The 23,286-nt window shown below is 51.1% G+C and carries 18 protein-coding genes and 4 pseudogenes; 10 read left to right on the top strand and 12 right to left on the bottom strand.

Going from position 1 to position 23,286, the window contains the following annotated elements:
• Positions 1 to 257: 257 nt before the first annotated feature.
• Entirely contained in the window at positions 258 to 965 is a 708-nt protein-coding gene (locus JNO11_RS16440; protein WP_325177510.1) for a polyphenol oxidase family protein, read from the bottom strand.
• A 106-nt stretch (positions 966 to 1,071) separates the two neighbouring features.
• On the opposite strand from JNO11_RS16440, the gene JNO11_RS16435 reads away from it, so the two are divergent.
• The 4 genes from JNO11_RS16435 to JNO11_RS16420 all read left to right on the top strand — a co-directional run bounded on the left by JNO11_RS16435 (position 1,072) and on the right by JNO11_RS16420 (position 6,261).
• Positions 1,072 to 1,881 carry a 5'-nucleotidase, lipoprotein e(P4) family gene (locus JNO11_RS16435; RefSeq protein WP_010699771.1) on the top strand — a complete coding sequence of 270 codons (810 nt, stop codon included), beginning with the start codon at positions 1,072 to 1,074 and terminating at the stop codon, positions 1,879 to 1,881.
• A 581-nt stretch (positions 1,882 to 2,462) separates the two neighbouring features.
• Complete coding sequence (locus JNO11_RS16430; protein WP_029519418.1) at positions 2,463 to 3,098, top strand: carbonic anhydrase; 636 nt, start codon at positions 2,463 to 2,465, stop codon at positions 3,096 to 3,098.
• Positions 3,095 to 4,570 (top strand): SulP family inorganic anion transporter, encoded by a 1,476-nt coding sequence (locus tag JNO11_RS16425; protein ID WP_010256584.1) that lies wholly within the window; start codon positions 3,095 to 3,097, stop codon positions 4,568 to 4,570. The genes JNO11_RS16430 and JNO11_RS16425 overlap by 4 nt, the downstream gene beginning before the upstream one ends.
• 269 nt (positions 4,571 to 4,839) lie before the next feature.
• The gene (locus JNO11_RS16420; RefSeq protein ID WP_325177509.1) at positions 4,840 to 6,261 is read left to right on the top strand and encodes a diguanylate cyclase; all 1,422 of its coding nucleotides are present in this window, start codon (positions 4,840 to 4,842) and stop codon (positions 6,259 to 6,261) included.
• A gap of 20 nt (positions 6,262 to 6,281) precedes the next feature.
• Here JNO11_RS16420 and ddlA read toward each other — a convergent pair whose 3' ends face one another.
• The 6 genes from ddlA to JNO11_RS16390 all read right to left on the bottom strand — a co-directional run bounded on the left by ddlA (position 6,282) and on the right by JNO11_RS16390 (position 16,195).
• Positions 6,282 to 7,379: a D-alanine--D-alanine ligase gene (gene ddlA, locus JNO11_RS16415; protein ID WP_323170229.1), complete on the bottom strand. Its 1,098-nt coding sequence runs from the start codon at positions 7,377 to 7,379 to the stop codon at positions 6,282 to 6,284.
• A 340-nt stretch (positions 7,380 to 7,719) separates the two neighbouring features.
• Positions 7,720 to 9,753: a hypothetical protein gene (locus JNO11_RS16410; protein ID WP_325177508.1), complete on the bottom strand. Its 2,034-nt coding sequence runs from the start codon at positions 9,751 to 9,753 to the stop codon at positions 7,720 to 7,722.
• Positions 9,671 to 10,780 carry a hypothetical protein gene (locus tag JNO11_RS16405; RefSeq protein ID WP_325177507.1) on the bottom strand — a complete coding sequence of 370 codons (1,110 nt, stop codon included), beginning with the start codon at positions 10,778 to 10,780 and terminating at the stop codon, positions 9,671 to 9,673. Before JNO11_RS16405 ends, JNO11_RS16410 begins: the two co-directional genes overlap by 83 nt.
• A complete protein-coding gene (locus tag JNO11_RS16400) occupies positions 10,683 to 13,232 on the bottom strand; it encodes a glucoamylase family protein (RefSeq protein ID WP_325177506.1) in 2,550 nt (849 codons plus the stop codon). The genes JNO11_RS16405 and JNO11_RS16400 overlap by 98 nt, the downstream gene beginning before the upstream one ends.
• Complete coding sequence (locus tag JNO11_RS16395) at positions 13,156 to 13,560, bottom strand: hypothetical protein (protein WP_325177505.1); 405 nt, start codon at positions 13,558 to 13,560, stop codon at positions 13,156 to 13,158. The genes JNO11_RS16400 and JNO11_RS16395 overlap by 77 nt, the downstream gene beginning before the upstream one ends.
• A 28-nt stretch (positions 13,561 to 13,588) precedes the next feature.
• Positions 13,589 to 16,195 (bottom strand): hypothetical protein, encoded by a 2,607-nt coding sequence (locus tag JNO11_RS16390; protein WP_325177504.1) that lies wholly within the window; start codon positions 16,193 to 16,195, stop codon positions 13,589 to 13,591.
• Positions 16,196 to 16,503: 308 nt separating this feature from the next.
• On the opposite strand from JNO11_RS16390, the gene JNO11_RS16385 reads away from it, so the two are divergent.
• Positions 16,504 to 16,659 (top strand): YnfU family zinc-binding protein, encoded by a 156-nt coding sequence (locus JNO11_RS16385; RefSeq protein ID WP_216844881.1) that lies wholly within the window; start codon positions 16,504 to 16,506, stop codon positions 16,657 to 16,659.
• A gap of 118 nt (positions 16,660 to 16,777) precedes the next feature.
• Here the strand turns inward: JNO11_RS16385 and JNO11_RS16380 are convergent, their stop codons facing one another.
• Positions 16,778 to 17,050, bottom strand: a complete 273-nt coding sequence (locus tag JNO11_RS16380) for a hypothetical protein (protein ID WP_254072869.1) — start codon at positions 17,048 to 17,050, stop codon at positions 16,778 to 16,780.
• A 303-nt stretch (positions 17,051 to 17,353) separates the two neighbouring features.
• On the opposite strand from JNO11_RS16380, the pseudogene JNO11_RS16375 reads away from it, so the two are divergent.
• A pseudogene (locus JNO11_RS16375) lies at positions 17,354 to 17,506 on the top strand (tail fiber assembly protein); the annotation flags it as partial.
• Positions 17,507 to 17,671: 165 nt separating this feature from the next.
• Here the strand turns inward: JNO11_RS16375 and JNO11_RS16370 are convergent.
• Positions 17,672 to 17,896 carry a hypothetical protein gene (locus JNO11_RS16370; protein WP_206758783.1) on the bottom strand — a complete coding sequence of 75 codons (225 nt, stop codon included), beginning with the start codon at positions 17,894 to 17,896 and terminating at the stop codon, positions 17,672 to 17,674.
• A gap of 530 nt (positions 17,897 to 18,426) precedes the next feature.
• Here JNO11_RS16370 and JNO11_RS16365 point away from each other — a divergent pair.
• The 4 genes and pseudogenes from JNO11_RS16365 to JNO11_RS16350 all read left to right on the top strand — a co-directional run bounded on the left by JNO11_RS16365 (position 18,427) and on the right by JNO11_RS16350 (position 20,142).
• Positions 18,427 to 19,062 carry a hypothetical protein gene (locus JNO11_RS16365; protein ID WP_207254068.1) on the top strand — a complete coding sequence of 212 codons (636 nt, stop codon included), beginning with the start codon at positions 18,427 to 18,429 and terminating at the stop codon, positions 19,060 to 19,062.
• Entirely contained in the window at positions 19,034 to 19,255 is a 222-nt protein-coding gene (locus JNO11_RS16360) for a hypothetical protein (protein WP_050541948.1), read from the top strand. The genes JNO11_RS16365 and JNO11_RS16360 overlap by 29 nt, the downstream gene beginning before the upstream one ends.
• A 320-nt stretch (positions 19,256 to 19,575) precedes the next feature.
• Positions 19,576 to 19,821 (top strand): annotated as a pseudogene (locus JNO11_RS24835) (STM2901 family protein); the annotation flags it as partial.
• An 8-nt stretch (positions 19,822 to 19,829) separates the two neighbouring features.
• Positions 19,830 to 20,142 (top strand): annotated as a pseudogene (locus tag JNO11_RS16350) (DUF1493 family protein).
• A 1,018-nt stretch (positions 20,143 to 21,160) separates the two neighbouring features.
• On the opposite strand, the gene JNO11_RS16345 reads toward JNO11_RS16350, so the two are convergent.
• The 3 genes and pseudogenes from JNO11_RS16345 to JNO11_RS16335 form a co-directional block, all read right to left on the bottom strand.
• Positions 21,161 to 21,478 (bottom strand): hypothetical protein, encoded by a 318-nt coding sequence (locus JNO11_RS16345; protein ID WP_325177501.1) that lies wholly within the window; start codon positions 21,476 to 21,478, stop codon positions 21,161 to 21,163.
• A 180-nt stretch (positions 21,479 to 21,658) separates the two neighbouring features.
• On the bottom strand, positions 21,659 to 22,264 hold the full coding sequence (locus JNO11_RS16340) for a hypothetical protein (protein ID WP_325177500.1): 606 nt from the start codon (positions 22,262 to 22,264) through the stop codon (positions 21,659 to 21,661).
• Positions 22,261 to 23,284 (bottom strand): annotated as a pseudogene (locus JNO11_RS16335) (tyrosine-type recombinase/integrase). The gene JNO11_RS16340 and the pseudogene JNO11_RS16335 overlap by 4 nt, the downstream one beginning before the upstream one ends.
• Between the last annotated feature and the right edge of the window lie 2 nt (positions 23,285 to 23,286).

Genomic DNA, 23,286 nt, shown 5'->3' with positions numbered 1-23,286 from the left:
CACGGTAAAGTGGTCGGATGAGTTCACTCTAGCCACTTCTGCGTTAAAAAAAAGTGAAAGAATGTCAGGGTGTGAGTGAAATCATAAACAACGGCAGGGGAGTGAGGTGAGTAACAAAGAGTGGGCGGAGCTAGCCCGTGCCTTGCGCAAAGAAGTTAAGACCGCCATCCGTGGCCCGCGTAGCTTTGCGACAGGCGTCAGCGCCCGTCGCTGTTAAGATCACGCTAACTGCTGTCAGCGCGGTGCCAGAAAACCCATTAACGTCGACGGATCCACGAATAGCGGGAGTGATAGCCGCTACCGTGGTGGGTATTGAAGCGGTAGCTTGAACCGCTTTCGGCCATGCAGTAGGTGCAGACATTGACGTTATCGATCTGCGCAGCCGGCACACCCGCCTGCACCAGTAAATGCGTTGCCAGCGCAGGCAGATCGAACCAGACACCCTGCTGGCGGGCAGCGGCCTGTGGACGTTGCACCAGAGGATTAACCGGCTGGTTCTGGTGCCAGCGCAGCCCGCTGGCCAATGCCGGGTTCTGCGCAATCTCCGCCAGCTGCGGTTCGGCCAGTTCATAACAGCAGGGGCCCATCGCCGGACCGATCGCCACCATCAGGTTCTGCGGCTCGCAGCCCTGCTCGCACAGTTTTTCAACCGCGCGGGTCAGCACACCCGCCAGCGTACCTTTGAGTCCGGCATGAACCGCGGCCACGATCCGCTGCTGGCGATCGGCGAACAGCACTGGCAGGCAGTCGGCGGTGTAGACCGCCACCGGGCGCGTCCCGCTGCCAATCACGCCATCAGACTCGCAGCTTTTGGGTGGGATGTTCTCGATATCGGTGACCACGGTCGCGCTGTGGCGCTGATGTCCATAGGCGGCATCAGCGGGTGGTGGCTCACCGGCTGGCTGAAACGCATATTCGAGCCACTCCAGCGAATCGAGCAATGGCGAGCGCGGGATCACGGCCATAGGAATCTCCTGTTATAACAGCGTGCGTTGGGCTGCCCACAGCTTACGTTAACTGCTACATTTTTGAAGCTTCTCCTCAGACCTTTCTCACCTTAAGGATGAAATGATGAAAACCTCCGCAAAACTGGCTGCATCCGGACTGGTCGCGCTGCTGCTTACCGGCTGCGCCTCGTCGACACATCAGACCGCGCAACAGCAACTCGGCCAGCAATCGGTGCTGGCGGTAAACTGGTTCCAGCAGTCTGGTGAATATCAGGCGCTGACCTGGCAGGCATTTAATACCGCGCGTATGGCGTTTGATCAGGCCCCCTCGCTGACTGGCAAACCCAAAGCGGTGATTGTCGATCTGGATGAGACGATGCTGGATAACAGTGCCTACAGCGCGTGGCAGGCGAAGAACGGCCAGCCGTTCAGCAGCAAAACCTGGTCAGCCTGGACACAGGCGCGGCAGGCGAAAGCGGTGCCGGGCGCGATAGAGTTTGCGCGTCATGTCACACAGAATGGCGGCACGCTGTTCTATGTGTCGAACCGCGATCAGAAAGATTACGCGGCCACGGTCGCTAACATGCAGCAGCTTGGCTTCCCCAACGTCAGCGATAAAACGGTACGTCTGAATACTGACAGCTCCAATAAGCAGGCGCGTTTCGATGCCATTAAAAATGCCGGTTATAACGTGGTGCTCTACGTTGGCGATAACCTCAACGATTTTGGTGGCGCGACCTGGCATCAGGGTAATCAGACGCGTCGTGATTTTGTGAATCTTAACCATCAGCAGTTTGGAACGCAGTTCATCGTGCTGCCGAATCCGCTCTACGGCGACTGGGAGAGCGGAATGGCGGAAAACTACAATAAACTGACGCCCGAACAGCAGCTGTCTGTGCGGGAATCGCGCCTGCAAAGCTGGAACGGTAAATAATTCGTCAAGAAAAAAGAGCCTGACCGTGTCAGGCTCTGTTAAAACATGGTCCTGATTTACTTTCTCCCGTCACTATTTTGCTGCAAATTAAATTAATTATCTCTTGCTTCATTCTTATCTAAAATCAGGCATATCTGACTGGCTATCAGCAATTAAGCCGGTTGATCGTGCTAATGGTTAATTTTTTAATTAAGAGTATTCCTGGTAAAAAGCAGGCCGGTTGGTATGGCAGTGAATATCCCCTTGGTTAATGATTGTATTTTTTTGTCAGCAATAACTTTAGTTTATTATATTTTATATTTTAATCTATTGATATTATTGATCTTAAAATAGTTTCCGCTAATTATTTCACTTCTCTGCTGCTTAATTAAATTTACTTACCCCTGACTCTTACTGACGCCAGATTGACAAATAGCATGATGTTAAAGTGCTGTGAAATATTGCTCGTGCATTGGTAATGGTTAGCGGCTATAACCTTTTTCTGTGACTCAGTTCTTATTTACCTGGCGGCTCACGCTTTATTTGTGAGCCGATACACTTTGTGGTTAGCCAGGATGCGACATCCCGGTAGTAGAGAGAAGATGATTGTGACGACACTTAAACCCTTATTAGCGAAAAATCGCAGTTGGGCATTACAGCGCCGCCAGCGTAATCCAGACTACTTTAAAAAATTCCTTCATCAGCAAAAGCCGCACTCACTCTGGATAGGTTGTTCTGATAGTCGCGTTCCGGCAGAAGTCTTAACCGGCTCCCATCCTGGCGAACTCTTTGTGCATCGTAATATCGCCAACATGGTGATTGAGGACGATGACAATTTACTGAGCGTGCTGCAATACGCGCTCTTCTTTCTCGGTGTAAAACGCATTGTATTAAGCGGCCACTATGGCTGCGGTGGGGTGGAAGCCGCGCAGAATCTGCCGGGTAGCGTGCTGGACGGGCAGGAGAGCGCGCTGGCGAGACGCATTCAGACGTTGCGTCATGATATTCAGCATGGCCTGGCGGAAAGCCCCCCTTCAGACGCGGAGCCGGGTGAACAGCTCGATCGGCTGGTTGAGGCCAACGTTAAGGCGCAATTCGCCAGACTGGTGAAATCTGAACCGGTCCGGCAAATCTGGCAATCGGGCCAGGAACTGGAGGTGTTTGGTTGTGTGTATGACCTGCGCTCCGGCCATCTTAAAGAGCTGATTCATCAATCTGCAGAGGAACCTTCATTATGAACCTCGATACCCTGCGTCGCGACATTCCTGCGGGTCTGGTGGTGTTTCTGGTCGCCTTACCGCTCTGTCTTGGCATCGCACAGGCCAGCGGATTACCGCCGTTTGCCGGTCTGCTGACCGGTGTGATCGGCGGCCTGGTGGTCACATCACTGAGTCCGTCCCGGTTTGCCGTCAGCGGCCCGGCGGCAGGCCTGGTCACTATCGTCGTCGCCTCAATGGCGTCTCTGGGCAGCTTTTCCGCCTTTCTCACCGCGCTGATTATCGCCGGAGCACTGCAATGTCTGTTTGGCCTGCTGCGTGCCGGACGGTTTATTTCGCTGGTGCCGGGCAGCGTCATCAAAGGGATGCTGGCGGCGATCGGTTTGCTGCTGATCATGCAGCAGATCCCGGTGGCGCTGGGAGCCGCGGGCGATGCGGAGCTGGTTTCACTGGTTACCGGTGAGATGACCTTCTCGCTGCCTGCGGTAGCAGTAGCGGGTGTCGGCCTGGCCATTTTATGTCTCTGGACCACCGCACCGGTGAAGCGGATCAAAGCACTGGCCTGGATCCCTGGGCCGCTGATTGCCGTGCTGATAGGCTGCCTTGCTACCGTCGTGGGTGGACGGCTGTTCCCGGAGATGACCAGCGGTCTGGCGCGTATTTCGTTGCCCGCTTTTGACAGCATTTCCGCGCTGGTGGCAGAGCTGGAAACGCCCGACTGGATGGCCTGGCAGAATCCGCAGGTCTGGGTCGTTGCGGTGACCTTAGCCCTGGTCGCCAGTCTGGAAACGCTGCTGAGTCAGGAGGCGCTGAAAAAACTGCGTCCTCAGACGCCGGCGCCATCGCCCAACAAAGAGATGTTCGCGCAGGGCATCGGTAACCTGGCGGCCGGTTTCCTTGGCGCGATGCCGATCACGGCGGTGATCGTGCGTAGTTCGGTTAACGTCAGTGCGGGTGCGCAGACCAAACTGTCGATCTTCATTCACGGTGTGCTGCTGCTGATTTGCGGTATGTGGTTCAGTGAGATGCTGAACGCCATTCCGCTGGCCAGCCTCGCTGCCGTGCTGCTCTATACCGGCTACAAGCTGGCGACACCCAAACTGTTTATTGAGCAGTTCCGGATGGGCGCCCAGCAGTACGTGCCGTTTCTGGCCACCATCGTCGGTATTATTACGCTGGGCATGCTGGTCGGGATTGGTATCGGCATCGCCACGCAGATCCTCTATAGCATCTATAAAAGCCATCGCAACGCGCTGCAGCTCACCCGCTATGACGACCACTACGTGCTGCGCTTTCAGCAGAACCTGACCTTTATGCACAATCCAAAGCTGCAGGGATTGCTGGATGAGATCCCGGAGAACAGCGTAGTCATCGTCGATAACGACAATGCGGAATATATCGATCCCGACGTTAAAGCGGTGCTGAAAGATTTTGGCGATAACGCCGACAAACGCGGCATTCGCCTGAGTCAGTGGCCGGTTGCCGTAAAATAGCGTTTAGCGCAACGGTAAAGTCGTCAGAACAGCAAAAATCGGATATCTCGGATATCCGATTTTTTTATTTGGGATGCATAATAGAGCCCCAGTTTTTGCTGTCATCTGATGGGTTTAGCCTCAAAACGGTAACTTTTCTGAGTTAGCCCATGAAACGAGGTTTTATCGCCGGATGACATTGAGGATATTCAGGATTTAATCATTCTGACACCACGCGCCTGTCCAGGCTGGCGTGGACAGCCAGCCTCTCTGTGACAAGGTCCGGATGTATGCGCATACAGCTGTTTGAAGAGCACAACGTTAAGAAGAACGCATTTTCACTGTTTTTAATCACGTTGCTGTTTTGCTTTATCGGCGGACACCTGCGCTTTCCACAGGAGCTGTCGCTGTTCTGGCCGGTCAACGCGATCGTCACTGGCGTGATCGTCCGGAATCCTTTTCTGCATCAGACCCGCAATTACCTGGCCACCTTTGCTGCGATGGTGTTTAACGACATCGTTTTTTCAGGCTGGGCGCTCTCTGCTTTTACCCTCAACATGGCGAATCTTCTGTTTGTGCTGGTGGCGGTGACGCTGCTGGTAAAACATCTTCAGCACGACTCCGGCAGCGAGCGTATAACCAGCGTGCTGCGCATTTTTCCGGCCTGTCTGCTGGCCGGACTGGCCTGCGCCAGCTGGGGGGCGCTGGCGCAGCAGGCCGATTTTAACAGCGGGCTGGTGACGGCCTGGGGCGAATGGTTCAGCGAACAGTTCTCAACCGGGCTGATGCTGCTGCCCTTTTTGCTGACGCGCGACTGGGCGTCGCTGTCGCCCCGGCAGTTTATGCAGATGCGCAAGCTGGCACCGGTTGTCGCCGTGATTTTTTCGCTGATGATTGGCGCGATGATGGGCGGCGCAGGCAGCCTGACGTTCCCGGTTCCGGCGCTGGTCTGGTGCGCCATCGTGCTGCCGATGCCGCTCACCAGTCTGGTGATTTTGCTCACCGGCATTAGCGAAATCATTCTGGTTTCGCACGGCGTGATGAATATCCAGGGCGATGACAATATGCTGCCGATCACCCATCTGACCTCGGCACGGCTGGGCGTGGCGACCATTGCGATCAGCCCGCTGATTGTGGCGGTGAGCATGGATGCGATTCGCCAGCTCAACCAGCGTCTGGCGTTGCGCGCCAACTATGACTTCCTGACCCGGCTGCTGTCGCGTTCCGGCCTCTATGAAAGTCTGCGTGCTGAGCCGATCTTCCCGGACCGCCGGGCGGGCGTGATCCTGCTGGATGTCGACTATTTTAAAGCGATTAACGACAATTTTGGTCATGATGCGGGTGACAGCGTGCTGGAAGAGATCGCCCGCCGTATGCAGCGCGTCGTGGGTAAAGAGGGGCGCATCTGCCGTTTTGGCGGCGAAGAGTTTGCGGTGGTGCTGTTCGACCAGAATCCGGAAAAGCTCTACTTTCTTGCTGAGAGCATCCGGCAGAAGATGGCGAAGGAGAAGTTCTGGCTGCAGGGCAGTACGGCCACGGTCACTGTCAGTCTGGGGCTGGCGCATGGCAGTGCCGGTGAGGCGACGGAGTGGCACCGCGTCATCAACCGGCTGATCTCCGCAGCCGATAAAAATCTCTATCTGTCGAAACGTAATGGCCGCAATCAGACCTCACCGGTTAACTACCGTGCCATCACCAGCGACGTGGCATAAGGCCACGCCGCCGGGTTGTGTCAGCTGACGCTGCTTTTCAGGGTACTGGCCTGCTGGTGGCGTTCAATCGCCAGGTCGATCAGACGACTGATCAGATCCTGATAGCTGAGTCCGGCTGCCTGCCACAGTTTCGGATACATGCTGATATTGGTGAAGCCGGGCAGGGTATTCACTTCGTTGACGATAATTTCGCCGTCGGCAGTTAAAAACACATCGACGCGCGCCATGCCAAAGCACTCCAGCGCGGTAAAGGCCTTGATGGCAACCTCACGTATCGCATCGCTGGTTTCCGATGAAATGGCTGCCGGGACCACCGTCTGCGCACCGCTCTCGGAGATATATTTGGTGTCATACGAATAGAAGGCGTCATGCACCACCACTTCACCGCAGGGGCTGGCTTCAGGGGCATCGTTGCCCAGCACCGCACACTCGATCTCGCGGCCTTTGATACCCTGCTCAATCAGCACCTTGCGGTCAAAGGAGAAGGCCAGCGCCAGCGCGGCATCAAATTCTTCAATGCTATCCACTTTGCTGACGCCCACCGATGAACCCTGGTTGGCGGGTTTGATAAACAGCGGCAGGCCAAAGCGGGCAATCACTGCGCTGGCGTCCAGTTGTGCACGCTGGGCCTGGGTGACGCTCACCCACGGCGCGACGTTGAGGCCGGCGTCGCGCAGCAGGCGTTTGGTAAAATCTTTATCCATGCTGACCGCAGAGCCCAGCACGTCGGAACCGACAAAAGATAACGAGGCCATACGCAGCAGGCCCTGCAGGGAGCCATCTTCACCCAGCGTACCGTGCACGATAGGGAAAATAACGTCGATCTGCGAAAGCGGATGGGCGTTATGACGGGTGATGATCTGCTGCTGAGTTGTGCCGGGCACCAGCGCCACATCTTCAGCGGCGTGATTCAGCGCGATCAGCGCCGGATTTTCAGCGTTAAGTAAGAAGTTTGAAGCATCGTTAAGACGCCAGTGTCCCTGCTTATCAATGCCCAGCAACACCACGTCAAACCTGGTTTTGTCGATCGCCTCAAGGATATTTTTGGCCGACTGTAACGACACCTCATGCTCAGCCGATTTCCCGCCAAACACGATCCCTACCCGCAACTTTGTCATCAATTTTGCCCACTGAAAAAATCAAAACCACAAGATAGCATGGGCTTCGCGAGGGAAAACAGGGCAGGGCGACAGATAATTGTGGGCAGGCGATTAACCCTCGCCACTCACCAGAACGCTGCCGTTCAGCTCCCAGTGCTGACGCGGGTGGCAGCTCAACGGCCCGCTCGCAAAGGTCACTGAATCTCCTCTTTAAGCTGATGCAGAAGGGTTGTCAGGTTTAACTTAACCTGATGCAGAGCCCAGCCTGACTTCAACCTGATGTTCCTGGCGATGGCTTTCCAGCGCTATTTCGTCACCGTCACACCGTTTGCCATCCAGCCACAGCTGATAAGTGCTGTCACCGCGAGTGACCCGGATGTTGTAGATCCCTTCCCCCCTCACGGTAGACAATTTTTATCTCTGACCAGTCAGCGGGAAGCTGTGGCCGGACAGACAGCGCGTTGCCGCGCCGGCTTATCCCAAGCAGACTCTCACTGATAAGCTGATAGGTCCAGCCTGACGAACCGGTATACCAGGTCCAGCCACCCCGCCCGCTGTGGCCTTCGGCCGCATACACATCCGCAGCCATCACATAAGGCTCTGCTTTGTAGATCGCCATATCCTGTTGATTGCCACTATGATTAACCGGATTAATCATAGAGAGCAGGGACCAGGCGCGCTCTGTTTCACCCATCGCCGCAAAGGCCATAATCGCCCACAGAGCCCCATGGGTGTACTGACCGCCATTTTCCCTGACGCCCGGTAAATAACCGCGAATGTAGCCCGGATTTGGCCCTGCACCATCGAAAGGCGGAGTGAGCAATTTAATCAGCCGGTTATCCTTATCAACCAGATGCTGATAAAGCGCCTCCATCGCTGACCGGCATCTGGCGTCCTCGCCTGCGCCAGAGAGTACCGACCAGCTCTGGGCAATGGCGTCTATCCGGCACTCACTGTCAGCATGTGAACCGAGCGTCTGGCCACTGTCAAAAAAGCCGCGCAGATACCATTCGCCATCCCAGGCCGCATGGTTAAGCGCGGTTTTGAGCGTCTGCGCGTGCTCCTGACAGTGGCGGGCGGTATCGGTATCGCCGAACCGCACAGCCAGCGCGGCAAAGCGGTCCAGAACCGTATAGAGGAAGAAGCCGAGCCAGACGCTTTCACCCTTGCCGGCAATCCCGACGGTACTCATACCATCGTTCCAGTCCCCGGAGCCCATCAGCGGGAGGCCGTGCTGACCGAAAGTAAGGGCGTGGTTAACCGCGCGAACGCAGTGCTGCCATAGCGGTTCGTTAATCTTACTGACGCCCGGAAGCTCATAGACAGACTCTTCGTCCTCAGCCAGCAGGCGACCTTCAAGGTAGCTGACGGGCTGTGACAGCAGCGTAATATCATCGGTTGCCTGCACATAGCGGCACAGCGCATAGGGCAGCCACAGGTAGTCGTCGGAGCAGCGGGTTCTGACGCCACGGCCAGCAGGCGGATGCCACCAGTGCTGTACATCTCCCTCAATAAACTGGCGGGATGCACACAACAACAGCTGATCGCGCAGCCGCTGCGGGGCAGCGTGGGTCAGCGCCAGCGTATCCTGCAACTGATCGCGGAAACCAAAGGCACCACCGGATTGGTAATATCCGCTGCGCGCCAGCAAACGGCTGGCCAGCGTCTGGTAAAGCAGCCAGCCGTTTGCCAGTAAATCGACCTCCGTTGCCGGTGTCTGGATTTGCACTTTAGTCAGTAGCTGGTGCCAGTGCTGTTTAACTTTGGTCAGCTCGTTCTGAGCCTCCCCGGTGGAGAGGAACTGCTGCATCAGCGCGGTCACTGCACCCTCATCTTCCCCGACGCCGAGAGCAAAAACAAAGCTGCGGCTGTCGCCGTCAATCAGTGTCGTCAGCGTCTGCAGCGCGGCGCAGGGATCCATTCCTGCCCCGGTGTTACCCGACAGACCACGAACATTCATCATCGCGGGCTGCCGTGTGGTGCCGTTACGGCCCAGACACTCAAGCCGGTTGCCGCTGTACGCAATCCGGGTACCTGTGACGGCAAAAAAAGCGGTCCGCGCAGAGCCCGTGCTGTTATAAAAGTTTCTGGCCAGAACCGCGCTGCCTGTGGCGATAGCGGCAGGGGACGTCACCACATGCCTTGCGGAGCGGCTCGCCAGCTCACCCAAAACCCATTCGACGTATCCGGTAATCGAAAGATTACGCGTTTTGCCAGAGAGGTTACTCAGCGTCAGCAGGGAAAGTCTGACCGGCGCCTCCTCTGCCACGAACACCGTTAACGTGCTGCTGATGCCATACTCCGTGTGTTCAAACGTGCTGTAACCGAAGCCATGACGGGTCAGATAATCCCCCCTTGCCGCGAACCGGAAGCGGCGTGGGCGACCAGACATCACCCGTCTCTTCATCACGCAGATAAAGCGCTTCGCCAGAGCTGTCACTGACGGGATCGTTGTGCCAGGGCGTCAGACGATATTCATGCGCGTTTTCATACCAGCTATAGCCCTGGCCACTCTCGGAAATGACGGTGCCCAACTGGCTGTTCGCCAGCACATTGCACCACGGCGCAGGCGTCTGCTGCTGGCCGGAAAGAATGATGTGATATTCGCTGCCGTCTTCGTTGAAGCCACCGGTGCCATTAAAAAACTGCAACCGCTCCGGCGAAAAGGTGACGGCTGCAGGCGGCGGCGTCTTACTGATCGATGGAAACGCAAATGCAGGCGGGGTGCGCACCGGTTTTAACAGCGTGCTGAGCTGATCGGCGAGGCTGCCGTTCCGGCCTTCCAGCACGACCGCCGCGACGCTCAGCAACAGTTGCAGATCGTCAGCGGAAAAACTTTCGCTTTTGCGGATAAATATGCCGCCAGGTTTGTCCGCCTGCTGCCGTTCATCTCCGGCAGGGATCAGGGTCGTGAGCTGATTGAACAGGTTCTGCTGGTAGCCGCCCTGGTCGCTGTTCAGGATGAGCAGATCGACCGTCAGCCCTTTTTGTCGCCAGTACTGATGCGCCTGAATGAGGGTGGTGACCAGGTCGAGCTGATTAATGTTTTCTATCCGAACCAGAAGAATCGGCAGATCACCCGAAATCGCATGACGCCACAATGACTCCTGGCCCAGCCGGTTCTGCATCAGCGCGTCTGATTCGCCACGCATTTCGGCACTGGAAAACAGCACGGCACTGGCCAGCTGATTAAACAGGCTGGTATCTTCGGTGCGGATATTCAACTGACGCAAGGCGACCTGACTGTGGGACCACGCCAGTTCAAACACCCGATCGGCGCTGATATGGTTACGGTACTTCTCAATCAGCGCAATAGTGGTGTCACGCTGAAGTGTCACACCGTAAAGCATATCGATGGTGACGGTCTCTCCCGCTTTTAACGTTACTGACTGGCGAATTGATAACACGGGATCTAACACTGCCCCCCTGCTGACCCGTTAATTCACTGCCCGGCATCAGCGCCTGAGCATCGGCTGGTGTCCTGCCACGCCCGAGAAAACGAGCCCGGTCGGTTTCAAAAGAGGTCTGGCGGCCGGTATTGCCATGTATCGCCATCGCGTGAAACATCCATGCCGTCACTTCATTCTCTTCACGTGGCCGACGGTGAGCCAGAATCGCTTCCAGCCTGTCAACGATTTCAGTCTGGACGAACAGATTACTGAACGCAGGGTGGGCCATATCGCTGGCTGCTGGCGCCAGTACCACTTCGGTGTAGCTGGTGATATCGAACGGGCGGGTCTGACGGGAACGGTTAGTGACCGTGATGCGTCTGATCTCCACATCATCTTCCGGGGAGACCACGATATGCGTGTGAATGCTGAAGGTAGTGCCTGAAGCGTCAAACTCAATCCCGGCATCATTGAAACGGGTTTTATAATGCGGACGCTCGCAGCAGGTCGGCTGATAGCTATGAGCAATCACTTCGGCGGATTGCAGATCGGTAACGTAGCAGAACGTTCCGTAGTTGTTGCTGGTGCTATCTGCACGCCAGCGGGTGAGTGCCAGCCCCTTCCACTGGCTGTAGCCTGTCCCCGCGTGCGTCACCATCAGATGATAATCTGCATTGGAAAGCAGCTGCAGTTGTGGCTGGCGCGGATCTGAACCACTGAATTCACGCTGGTCGGGAATGCTGCGCTGCTGTTTAGGGTCACTGTTTTCGACAAAACTGCGGCGTGGGGTATAGAGCTCAATATCATCAGGCACTTTTTCCTGAAGCAGCAAACGCGACGACTGAAACAGTGCGCTGGACATAAACCGCGCGACCATGGGCGCATCCAGCAACTGGTGAGAGAGCGCAAGCAATCCCATCGCCTGATGATGAGCCATATACGATTTGACGATCGCAAATGGCTGACCGGGAGCCAGTCGGTCCGCGGTGAAATCCAGCGCTTCGTAATAACCGTAGTCACCGCTGGCACCCATTTTTTTAAGTCTTATCAGATTAGCCGTCGCCTCCTGCGGCAGCACCATCAGCGCCAGCAGCGTCGCATAGGGCGCAACAACATGATTGTCATTCAGGCCGCGTTTCAGCCCCAGTTCTGGCGTACCAAATGCCCGATACTGGTAGTTATGATTGACGTCAAACGCAGCGTAACCCGATTCCGAAACGCCCCAGGGCGTATCGGTACTGTTACCCGAGGCAATCTGTTGCCTGACCGCCGATAACGCCATCTTTTCCAGTAGTGTGTCGGGGTAAACCGGCATGACCAGGTGCGGCATCAGGTATTCAAACATTGAGCCGCTCCATGACATCACGGCGGGCTGGTTATTCAACTGAGTAAATAAGCGACCCAGTACAAACCAGCTCTTGGCCGGAAGCTGACTGGTGGAGATAGCAAAGTAGTGCGTCAGGCGGACTTCTGAAGGGAAAAGGTCATATTTGCTGGCGTCCAGCAGACCGCTGTCCATGTTATAGCCCACGCTGAGTAAAGACGTGGCCGGATAATAGAGAAAGCGGAAGTCCATACTGGCGTGATCGCTAAGGCGGCTGTCCAGCTCCAGCAGGGCAGCCATTCGTTCGCGGGCGGCCCATATCGCAGTCTCTGCCTGTTTTTCCGGGAGCCCGGGGCGGTTCAGGTTCAACTCAGCGAGCCACAGCAATGACGGAATGTCGGCAGGCAGTGGCGCATCCGGGGTAACCCAGCTGAAAAGGAGGGCCCACTCCTGAGTAAAATCGACCAGTTGCTGATGGAAAAGCGCCGGCCAGTTTACCCGCGTTGTCGGAAGATAAGCCTGTTCTGCCAATACGCTTAATGCCAGCAGAGCCTGCATCCCGGCGTGAAAATCGGCGGGTGAAGCGCGCTGCATCAGGCTTAGCTTAGCTGCGATTTGTTCCACAATGTCGCTGCGGGTGTCGCTCAGTTGGTCTTTAAGCAGTGAGAAGGTATCGGAGAGACCTTCCAGGATACAGGGGAGAGACATCACCGGCTGGTATTTCCACTGCGCCAGGCCAGCCTGAAGGGTTACAAGGTGAGCCGCCATATTACCGCTGTCTACCGTTGAGACGTAGCGTGGGTTCAGTGGTTTTAACGTCTGGGTGTCATACCAGTTATAAAGATGTCCTCTGAAATGCTCCATTCGATCAAGGGTATCGAGGGTGTCGAGCGTCCGGCTGATGACCCGATTCTGGCTGATATAACCAAAATCCCATGCCGTCAGGTTTGCCAGCAGCGACAGGCCAATGTTGGTCGGTGAGGTCCGGTTGGCCACCCGCGACTCCGGAATCTCCTGCAGATTATCCGGCGGCAAATGGTTGTTGTCACTGCTGGCAAATTCGTTAAACCAGGCCCAGGTTTTACGCGCGGTGCGACGCAAAAAGAGGCGCTGTTCCGCTGAAAGGCTGCCTGGCTGAGCGCGTTTGGGCTGGCTCATGCGGCTCAGTAACGCGGGGGGCGACCGCCCACAATAAAGCGAGCGCCAGTGCGACATGCGTCATCGACGGCATGCTCAGGCTGGTCAGGAATACCAGAACCGTGCCTGCTACCGGATTAATCCACATGCGGCGGTAGAAATGGCGCACATCAGGCTCGACAGGTTTCAGTGATGAAGCGCTTTTCCACTCGTTCAGGTAGCGATGGCTGATAGTCAGGCGCCATAAGGTCACGATAATCGCCTTCAGCGACCAGTAACTCTCGTGAGGCAGAATGGCCAGCGCCAGGCCAGCGCGGGAGAGGCGGTTAAAGGCATCGGTGACCAGCATGGATAGATGCTGCCGCCAGGCACGCGTTTTACTTTTCGTCACCCCGTCGATTACCAACGCTGGCAGTCCCGGAAGCAGCAGAAAGAGCATGATGCATCCTAGCCAGAATATCGGGTTCGGTACTATCGTACACAGCATAAACACCAGCATCAGCAGGGCAGGCGCTACCAGGCTGCGGCGCAGATTGTCTGTTAATTTCCAGCGGGAAAGCGCACTGAGCGGGTTCTTTTTGACGACTGCAATCTTCCTGCCGCACCTGCAACCGTAGCCAGTTAAGGAGCTGCCAGTCGCCCCGCACCCAGCGAAATCGTCGGGCAACATCGCTCAGATAACTATCCGGATATTGTTCATACAGGACGACGTTACTGACCACACCGGAGCGGGCATAGCACCCCTCAAGCAGGTCATGGCTCAGCACCAGATTTTCCGGACAGGTATTGCGTATCGCCCGGCTAAAGGCAGCGACATCGTAAATACCCTTGCCGACAAATGAGCCTTCACCAAACAGATCCTGATAAATATCGGATGAGAGTGAGGAGTAAGCATCATTCCCCGGAATGCTGCTGCACAGCCGGGCATAGCGGCTCTGACCGTTAACCGGTATCTCTTCAGCCAGACGAGGCTGCAGGATGGCATAGCCTTCAACTACCCGATTTTTGACATCGTCGAACACCGGCGCATTGAGTGGGTGGGCCATGACGCCAATCAGCTTATGCGCTGTCTCACGCGGCAGTATTGTGTCGCTGTCGAGAGTAATCACATATTTAACGCTGTGCAGCTGCGTCTGCGTGGCACCTACCGTGACGCTGAAGGCGTTTTCTTCACCCTGAAGCCAGCGATTCAGGGCATGGATCTTACCGCGCTTGCGTTCATACCCCATCCAGACGCCCTGAGAAATATTATGGGTGCGGTCACGGTGTAACAGGGAGAAGAGCGCAATATCCGATTTACCCCCGCTGTAGCGCCGATTCAGCGCTTCCGTTTTCAGCACGGCGTAACGGATAAGCGCGGCGTCATGATGATGGTCCTGTTCGGCGCTATCGGTAAAGTCGGTCAGCAACGCAAAACTGATATTCGTTAAGGCGTTACCGAGATAGCAGATTTCCAGAGAGCGCAACAGGGCGTCTGTTCCCTCATTGCTGCTGAGTAAACAGGGGATAACTACCAGTGTGCGGTCATGCTCCGGTACCGCCAGAGAATAATCGAGTCGGGGCAGGGGAAGGGGATGGCGGCTACGGGTGGTTAACTCGCTCAGCAACTGTAAGGCTAGCTGGCTGCTGACAATGATGGCGGGCAGCACCAGCAACCACAATAAAGATGCCATGCCCGCCTGATGGGTGCTGTAGAGCATCTCGGCGGTAAACGCGGTTGTCAGCAGTAAAAGGCTGCCTAACCAGGAGAGTAAAGGAGTCTGACTCAGATGCTGCCGGCTCCTGTTCAGCCACGTCACCTTAACGTCAAGCTGCTGTTCCAGTTGCTGAAATCCTTTATCCAGCAGGTAATAGCCGACATGCTGCTGACGCAGGGGAAGATCAGGCTGGCTGGCCAGCGTCAGCACCGCCTGGGCGACTTCACGTTCATCAAAGCGACTGTGCCGTGCCAGACGTTCAATCACATGGCGGTAGTCATCACGACTGTCAAAATGCATCAGCGGGTATGTCCCGGTGGGATCCTGCTGCAGGACTTTCTCAACCAGGCTGACGGATTCGACAAAGGCCTGCCAGTCAATTTCGCCGAGTTGCCGCAGGCCGGTAATACTGTTGCTGACAGAGAGCTGACTCAAGGCCAGCTGCCGGTTGAACTGCTCAATGACTTCCGAGGTTTTCCGGCCGGTATTTTCCAGTTGTTGTTCGACCCAGGTTAACGCCAGAGTATTGTTCTGGCCACTTAATCGCCGTTCAAGTTCAGCGACGAAAGCGCCGGAAACCTGCGGATTCTGGCGAGCCATATCAGCGATGACCAGAATAACTTTTGACGCATCTTCGGCAGCAGTGGAGAGGATATTGCTGATCCACTGCTCCGCTTTATTACGTTCCTGATGAACCCTGGCCACGTCATCTGCAATCCGGGCCAGATTGTTGATAAGCGCAAAACGTAACATGGCAGGCAGGGCCCACAGTTCGCCGAGCAGCAGGGGCGTAACGCGCTGGTAGGCAGCGATAAAAGGATGCAGGACGCTGGTTTCCAGTCGGCCATCACTGTGCTTAATCATCTCCTCGGCGATAGCCTGGATGCGCAGGTAATGAGCCGACTCCTCCAGCATGGGCAGTCCTTTACCGAATTTTGCCGGTAACAGATGCCGGACCAGGCGGATCTGCTCTTCAATGATGTAAAAATTATCCAGTATCCAGACGGCCGCCGGTGTCTGGCTGCGTTTATCACCTTCACTCAGGATCTCTGCGCTGCGCGTCAATGACAGTTCATTATCTGCCAGCTGCTGCAACAGTCGGTAGGACCATTTTCCACCCGACAGATTATGCGTTTTCGCTAATTTTTCGCCGTAGTTATCCATTTGTTCAGCCGAAAAAATATCTGGCCGGTGGGCCTGATAAATACCTTCAGTCGGGAACAAAGGAAAATGCTCATCGGGTAATTCACTTTCCCGGCTGAACCACGTCGTCAGTTTTATTTTCACACTCATTTCCTTGCGCTTGCGCAGCAGCTGGATCCGGAAAAAAAAGAAAGGATGACAAAAAAGGAGCCAAAAGAAGGGCTGGAGGTGATAAACAGGTGTAGATGATATTGATTATAGTCCTGTTTCCGTTATTCGTAGCTATCCTGATTAACCGGCTGGCGTTTCTTTATGGCGATAAAATAAAGTTAAAAAAATAAACAGCTGCCTTCTCCTCACCTTAGCCCTGTTTAACATCAGAGCCGACAGATAAAAAAATTAATTTACCTCCACTGTGTTACGCTGAGGGAAACATTTCAGAGGATAACGACATGACCTGGTTGAGCTTTCTCTTCGACGCGCTACACAGCAGCGAAACCAATACACAGTGTCCGGTGTGTAAAAAGTTTTCCAGACAGTCTGTAGCTAAAAAGAATAAAGGACAGGCAGTCTTATGCCCTCACTGTAAGTCATTGTATGTTATATAAAGTCCGCCGTCTTTTTATGTTGCGAACAGCAGGCAGCAGCAAGTCATACTGTTTAACCTTATCCCTCATTGAAGCAATTTATCCGTAACATTAATTTCAATGTGTTGATAATTATGCATTATCTTTCATACTCGGTGAAATAACGCTTTGATTCACCCTGGTCGAGAAATTCGAATGGTGAAAGTTGAATAATATCTGGTCCTGCAGACCACACTTCATTAACTCTTGAGATAATATCGCCTTCCTGAAGCGTCAGAAGGTTATTAATGCGTAACACAGCAAATCTGCCATTTTCAAATTCGACCTGATACAACGCAATTTTCTTCAGCGGCATGATGGTTCTTCCACGAATTACCCGGCAGCAGAGTTCAGCACTCGATGAACTTTTCATGATAAACCTCTAATCTATTCATACTCTTCTGTTCAATAAATTAATCTGCAAAATTGTGAATCTGACCTCAGCGCACACGTTGTGCAGATTTCAATTGGCCCATCTGGACTGCATTTGTTCATATCCGTAAATATAGCGGGTTTATGAAAATAATCTGATACACCCTCTGCAGAGTTAAAAAGTGACTTCGGGGTATTAGTCGGGTTATCAGAATGAGGATGAGTGGCGTCTTTTACAGGGAAAATGGTGGGTAAGAGAATGTGAGGTTAATCGGGGAAAGGGAGAGGTGAAACTACTGAGTCGGTACCAGAAGCTGAAAATGCAGTGCTGAAAGCTATCAACCGACTCGACGCCGCGACCGATGAAGCAAAGCGGACCACTAAGCCGCTGCAGGATGGGGTTGATATCAGTATTGCAGCTGATGACGAGATTGCACGTCTGGCTGAGTGGAACTAACCACGGAGTAACCGGCTGAGTGATTTTCACCAAGGCGTGCAGGTGCTTAAGATGAGTGACGGCAGCGCGGTGATTACGGTCTGGCATGCGCTGACTGAAAAATCGGCTAGGTTAGTAAGAGCATTGTCGGGACGTGGCAGAAGATAAGTGCGCTAATGGATTGGCTTAGCAAAGAATAGCGTGGCTCAGTTGATGAACGATATCCTGGAGCTTGTGCAGCAGTTTGCTGGCCAGCAAGACGAGCCCTTTGATCGCGGCCAGCCAGTTAATAGCAGCGACATTGCGTGGATTGGCCAGAAGGCCGCTGTGATTAATGCCAGACATTTGCCCGTGATTGGCAAATAATCCACACTGATAACTCGCTATTGCTGCAGGTTTTTGATTATCCATCACCAGAGCGCACCAAACGTAAGCAGCACCACGCTAATGCGTGGCCACCACGAGCACGATAACCACAAAGAGAGTATCCGCATAGTCTGACATTGACTGCGCGTCAACACCGGCAAATAATCGTCCTGAAGACAAAATCGGCGGCACTGCTCCCGGCAGTGCAATTCTGAACATAAAAATTTTCAGTTTCATTTTGCTACAAACTACATCGACAGTCCGCACCGCCATTGGGCTTTTATCGGAAAACCAAACTAAAAAAATTAAAAAGAGTTTTAGTGATTTAATCTTAAAGAATGGTCTGAAAAAGAATCTAACTTATTGTTATTATTGAAAATAACCTTAATCATGAATTTTTTGGATAGATCGTGAACATTTGATGTACTCATTAATTGAATCAATAAATAACGCTAGTAATCAGTAGATCAAAAGAATGACTGACGCATAAACAACTTAAATAGAGTGCTAATGGAATTACTACTTCAGATTAGATATTCTCAGCCTTGAACATTATTTGCTTACAAGGAATAAGTATGGATGCAAAGCAAATTGCCTATGGAATCGTGGAGGGTATGTCATCTATCCCTTCAGGCATGTATCAGGGAGTTGTAAGAACATGGGAGGGAAGCGGTCTTGCCGGGAGCGATCTGAAGAACCGAAATCAAAGAGAAACTGAACGGTTTATGCGATTAATCAAAGCCACTGCAGACAGACATGAACCCATCCGGCAACTGATTACTATTGTGATTAACGATTTCTACGCAAAGCTCGATAATGAAAGCAAACAAGCTATCGATAGTAAGTTGGGTTATGGTGCTGGCAGAATGGGGGGAAGGATTGGTTCACAATTTTTCCTGGCCCAATTTATTGCTAAAAGAATACTAACTCGTATCTTGACAGTTGAGGCCTTTAAGCGGTTTGTCAGAGTTGGCTCGTCGCTTTCGTTGAACATTCTCATGGTGCAAGGATTGATTGAAGAGGCTTCAGTCGCATCAAGACGGATGCAAAATAGATTTCCAATGACCTATTCAAAGGTTTCACGAATGAATCTGGATATGGTCTATTTCCTCGTAGAGAGGCCACTCGAACCCTATCTGATTTATATCAACAGCCATAGATTAATTTGTGAAAGGATACAAAATGAACTCTGCAAAATCATTTCTTCTTAAATTCGTTAAGTTCATTGGTATACAAACCACAAATGTTGTTGAAGCCATTTCTACGGGTATTTGCTCATTTGCCGCATTTTTCTCTTTGTTTTTACTTGATGGCTGGCTATGGAAAATTATTGGTTTCTTCGGGTTCTTCATGCTGGCCTATTTAGTTGCTTACCTGCTGGATAAGCTAAAAGGAGAAGCATGATCGGTATGTGTTTTTATCCGTAATTAAGCTATCAAACAACAAGGCCGTGACACAGATTATGGCCTTTTTTGTGGTTGTAAAAAAAAGCAATGAAACTATAAAGCTGACTAACAAAGTCAGAGTGATGCATATCATTAGTTAGATTTTTATTAACGAATTATGCATGGGCTACGTAGATCATTACTGCTTCGATTAAAAGCATCGCTTACGTAATGGAGAAAGTATGTATAGGCCGTACAGGCGTTAAACATAAAATTATCCTCTGCAGAAGCTTTGATCGGGAAAGCTGAGACTATGGTAAGTTAGATCCCCAAAAAAATACACGTTGAACCAGACCGCTTTCTCTCGCAAGCCGAATGTTTATTCGCCAACGTTTTCAGAAAAAACGCCGTACTATTACATGAAAAAAAATGCTGCGCGGTGAATGGGCATATACAACAAGTGTCGGGGCATATGTTGGACGTTGGATGCCCTGGATTGGCGCTGTGTTAACTGCATATGATCTTTCGATTATTACCCGCAATGTTGTTCATCGCTATAAGCTGATTACAGGTGAAAAAGGATAAGGCTGGTTATGAGTAAAGTGGAAGATGTTCATCGTCTGATAAATAAATACTTTTGGGAAATGCCAGATGATGCATCCCTGAGTACAGGTAAAAATTGCGTTTTGCCTGAAGAGGCTTCTGAGTTTTTTGAAGAGTATGCTGAACTATTTAGTGTTGATATGAAGCGATTTGATTTTCGTCTCTATTTCCCGGCTACAGGAATCCCTTTTTTTGCCGAACGCTATTTTGCCAAAATATCTGCGCACCGATCATCATCAACCTGAGCCTTTGACTGTTCAGATGCTGATTGATTCCGCTGAGGCGGGGGAGTGGCTTTACTAAAATGTGATGCAGCAAAAGAGAACGTTAATTTTTTTTATAAAAAATGAAAGGTTAGATAAAAATTAAAAGAGGGAAATGGAAAATAGTTGAAACTCCTGAGTATACAGAGGTTGCTATCGATATGAGCGCTACTAATAGCTCGATATGGCAATGAGTTTACGCAGCATTGCTGGGAGCTTACTACTCATTAATGGCTTGATATCTTCGTCCGGTGTTCATTAGGTACTTGAATGAGAAGGAGTATTCCACAGAACTTTCATTTTTAAACCTTTTATATCTACACTTTTAAATTCTATAAGGCGATGTCAAAATTATCACATTGCCTGGTAATGCTAAAGACGTCTCGTCATTTCCAGGCAGAGGTCAGCAGCAGATGCTGTTATTATGATCTTAATCATATCCACTGAAATCTTTTACAAGTAATAAGACTGATTTTGTAAATATTAATGTTTTTCTTAGTTGGCCTCATCTTTCTGCGGTATATCGTTACTTTTTTGATCAGTCGTGATCTTGCATATAGGTTTGTAGTGAAGAGTTGATATCTTCTTTCTGTCTTTTCTTGGCTTTTTCTCTCGCTTCCCTGCTGTTACAGGCCAATTGGTAAGCAAATCTGAGAGCATTTCAAGAATGTGATGCATTTACTTTTCCCTCTATTTTATACAGTTTATGAATCCTACCTATATTAGCCTGATAATATTATTCATTATCTTGAATTACAGTGACGTGCTCCCTGTTACAAGATTGGTAGCAAGTGAAGAATCGGATCGCTACTACACTTATCAGCCATTATGAACATACGATTAATTCTTTGAAAGCTGCCAACAATTTATACAAATGGCATAAAGCCTATCGTTGATGGTGAACAGGTATGAGTATCGACTATTCACCATTTCAAACACCGGGATTGTGGCAGATTTACGATACAGACGGTAATTTTATTTGGCTGGAAAAAACTATCAGAGCTTCTCCCTATTGATAAGCGAGTTACTTTACATACTTCTGAGGTTTTTTGCTTTGTTTAGTAGTTTTGTTCCACCTGCTTAAAGCAATCAGCAGCGGCATGATAAGGCTGTTGAGGAAAATGCACCGCCACTTTACCGCCACTCAGAAATTCAGATACAAAAAAAACCGCTTCAATGAGCGGCTTAAATATATGTATTTTATGACTAAATTTGGTGGCCCCTGCTGGGCTTGAACCAGCGACCAAGCGATTATAAGAACCATGATAGATAAAGCAAAAACAATAACTTATATAAAAATCAATATCTTGAAGGGCCAATATCCGCCAATAACAACCAATATCCTTGAGCTTGTGCGACATTTTTGCGACACTCAAATGCTGTTGATTGGCAGTGCCTTCATGTGAGCAATCCCGTTTTCTGGAGTGAGCTTTAGAGAGTCATATTTAAAAATACAGACTGAGCTGTCGGACAATGACATTGCAAAAACTTTATCTGAAATGGATGAGATGTATCGATACTTTACATCTGAAGGGGATTTGCATTTACCATCAGATTCAATCAAAAAAGGTATCTATCCCATTTTTTATATTACTAGAATTAACATGGCCCCATATAAAGCATACGCTAGGGATAAAGCAAATTATGATTATGCAAAGCTGTCTTTTTAAATTTAACTCTTTTAGGAAATTAGTTTTATAAAGTATTATAAAAATGGCAATAAAGGATATTAATATAGGTATTGTAAATTGACCAAATTCACTCGAAACGAACTCTTGAACTGAAACTGGCTTTTTATAGTAAATATAAATAAGTACGATTAATATAAAGCTACATGCAGTAAAGGTTATTCCAGATGCCATGCTCATTATCGTTTGCATGTAATTATAATGTTTACCTAACACTAATATTTCTCTTCCAAGAATACTATAAGTTTTTCTTTGTATCCTGTCCCAGAATTCAGCTGAGGCTAAGCCAATAACAGCTACGATGCATGGGATTGTTATTGTGTATAAGATTGATGGGAATATATCAGAGAAAGATGCAAATTGGAGTATGTTGATATCGAAAGCGGACCAGAAAGACCAAGAATAAATAAATGAGTTTAAAATTGCATATGCACAAGCAAGAGCCCATAAAGTTATTTTTAATTCGATATTCATTTTCTCAGCACCAAAGGATTAAGCAACAGGGCTTCTTCTAAGTGATTAGGGGCAAAATGAGCATAGCGCATTGTCATTTTAATGTCGGTGTGCCCAAGTATTCTCTGCAAAACAAGGATATTTCCTCCGTTCATCATAAAGTAAGATGCGAAAGTATGCCTCAATACGTGAGTCAACTGCCCGGCTGGTAATTCTATCCCAGCTCTTTCCAACGCAGATCTAAATGCGTAATAACATGGGCTAAAAAGTGGACCGTTCTTTTTTTGGTAATTCTGCTATGATCTTTGGGTCAAGAGGAATGGAGCGATTGCGCTTACCTTTTGTTTTTATAAATGTGACCTTTCCAGCACCGATTTGGCTGCGCTTCAATTTCTCAGCCTCACCCCAGCGAGCGCCAGTAGACAGGCAGATCCTGACAATCATTTCCAAATCGTTAGCAGAGCTATGGCGGCTTTCCTCTAAGAGCCTATCAATCTGCTCTCCAGTTAGATAGGCCATCTCACTTTCTTCTGTTCTGAACTGGCGAACATTTTCTAAAGGATTCGGCGCTTTCCATTCACCAAGTCTTTTCAGTTCATTAAAAACCGCTAAAAAGTAGGCGTGCTCAAGGTTCATTGTTCGAGGTGAAACCTGGCTTATACGCGTAGTACGGGCAAATTGGCCGTCTAATCTCTTAGCTCGATAAGTAGTGAACAACTGCGCGTTAAACTCGGTTGCTAATGGATGCCCCATGCATTCAGCTGCCCATAACATTGAGCTTTTGCGCTTATCGCCATCTTGCAAGGTTATGCCGTGTCGTTCATACCAAAGATGCACCAAGTCCGTTAACTTACGTCGTTCCTTGGTTTCCCCAAGCCAGGGACTATCGTCAATTTTTTGTAGGGTATAATTTTCGAAGGCAAGAGCCTCCCCTTTGGTTGCGAACTTTTTACGAACGCGCTTACCTTCTTTGCCGCCGCTCCGATCGACTGTATAAAAATCGGCTATCCACTGCCCATTAGAATGCTTTCGAACTGGCATAA

It is taken from the genome of Pantoea sp. 1B4 (assembly GCF_016925765.1).
Classification (GTDB): domain Bacteria; phylum Pseudomonadota; class Gammaproteobacteria; order Enterobacterales; family Enterobacteriaceae; genus Pantoea; species Pantoea agglomerans.
The sequence above is the reverse complement of the archived record's forward strand: the minus strand, read 5'-3'. Positions and strand labels throughout refer to the sequence as shown.

Excerpts from the sequence above, each read along its gene's own strand:
- JNO11_RS16440 (WP_325177510.1), bottom strand. The coding sequence starts at position 965 with ATGGCCGTGATCCCGCGCTCGCCATTGCTCGATTCGCTGGAGTGGCTC.
- JNO11_RS16435 (WP_010699771.1), top strand. The coding sequence starts at position 1,072 with ATGAAAACCTCCGCAAAACTGGCTGCATCCGGACTGGTCGCGCTGCTG.
- JNO11_RS16430 (WP_029519418.1), top strand. The coding sequence starts at position 2,463 with ATGATTGTGACGACACTTAAACCCTTATTAGCGAAAAATCGCAGTTGG.
- JNO11_RS16425 (WP_010256584.1), top strand. The coding sequence starts at position 3,095 with ATGAACCTCGATACCCTGCGTCGCGACATTCCTGCGGGTCTGGTGGTG.
- JNO11_RS16420 (WP_325177509.1), top strand. The coding sequence starts at position 4,840 with ATGCGCATACAGCTGTTTGAAGAGCACAACGTTAAGAAGAACGCATTT.
- ddlA (WP_323170229.1), bottom strand. The coding sequence starts at position 7,379 with ATGACAAAGTTGCGGGTAGGGATCGTGTTTGGCGGGAAATCGGCTGAG.
- JNO11_RS16410 (WP_325177508.1), bottom strand. The coding sequence starts at position 9,753 with ATGTCTGGTCGCCCACGCCGCTTCCGGTTCGCGGCAAGGGGGGATTAT.
- JNO11_RS16400 (WP_325177506.1), bottom strand. The coding sequence starts at position 13,232 with ATGAGCCAGCCCAAACGCGCTCAGCCAGGCAGCCTTTCAGCGGAACAG.
- JNO11_RS16395 (WP_325177505.1), bottom strand. The coding sequence starts at position 13,560 with ATGCTGGTCACCGATGCCTTTAACCGCCTCTCCCGCGCTGGCCTGGCG.
- JNO11_RS16385 (WP_216844881.1), top strand. The coding sequence starts at position 16,504 with ATGACCTGGTTGAGCTTTCTCTTCGACGCGCTACACAGCAGCGAAACC.
- JNO11_RS16380 (WP_254072869.1), bottom strand. The coding sequence starts at position 17,050 with ATGAAAAGTTCATCGAGTGCTGAACTCTGCTGCCGGGTAATTCGTGGA.
- JNO11_RS16370 (WP_206758783.1), bottom strand. The coding sequence starts at position 17,896 with ATGGATAATCAAAAACCTGCAGCAATAGCGAGTTATCAGTGTGGATTA.
- JNO11_RS16365 (WP_207254068.1), top strand. The coding sequence starts at position 18,427 with ATGGATGCAAAGCAAATTGCCTATGGAATCGTGGAGGGTATGTCATCT.
- JNO11_RS16360 (WP_050541948.1), top strand. The coding sequence starts at position 19,034 with ATGAACTCTGCAAAATCATTTCTTCTTAAATTCGTTAAGTTCATTGGT.
- JNO11_RS16340 (WP_325177500.1), bottom strand. The coding sequence starts at position 22,264 with ATGAATATCGAATTAAAAATAACTTTATGGGCTCTTGCTTGTGCATAT.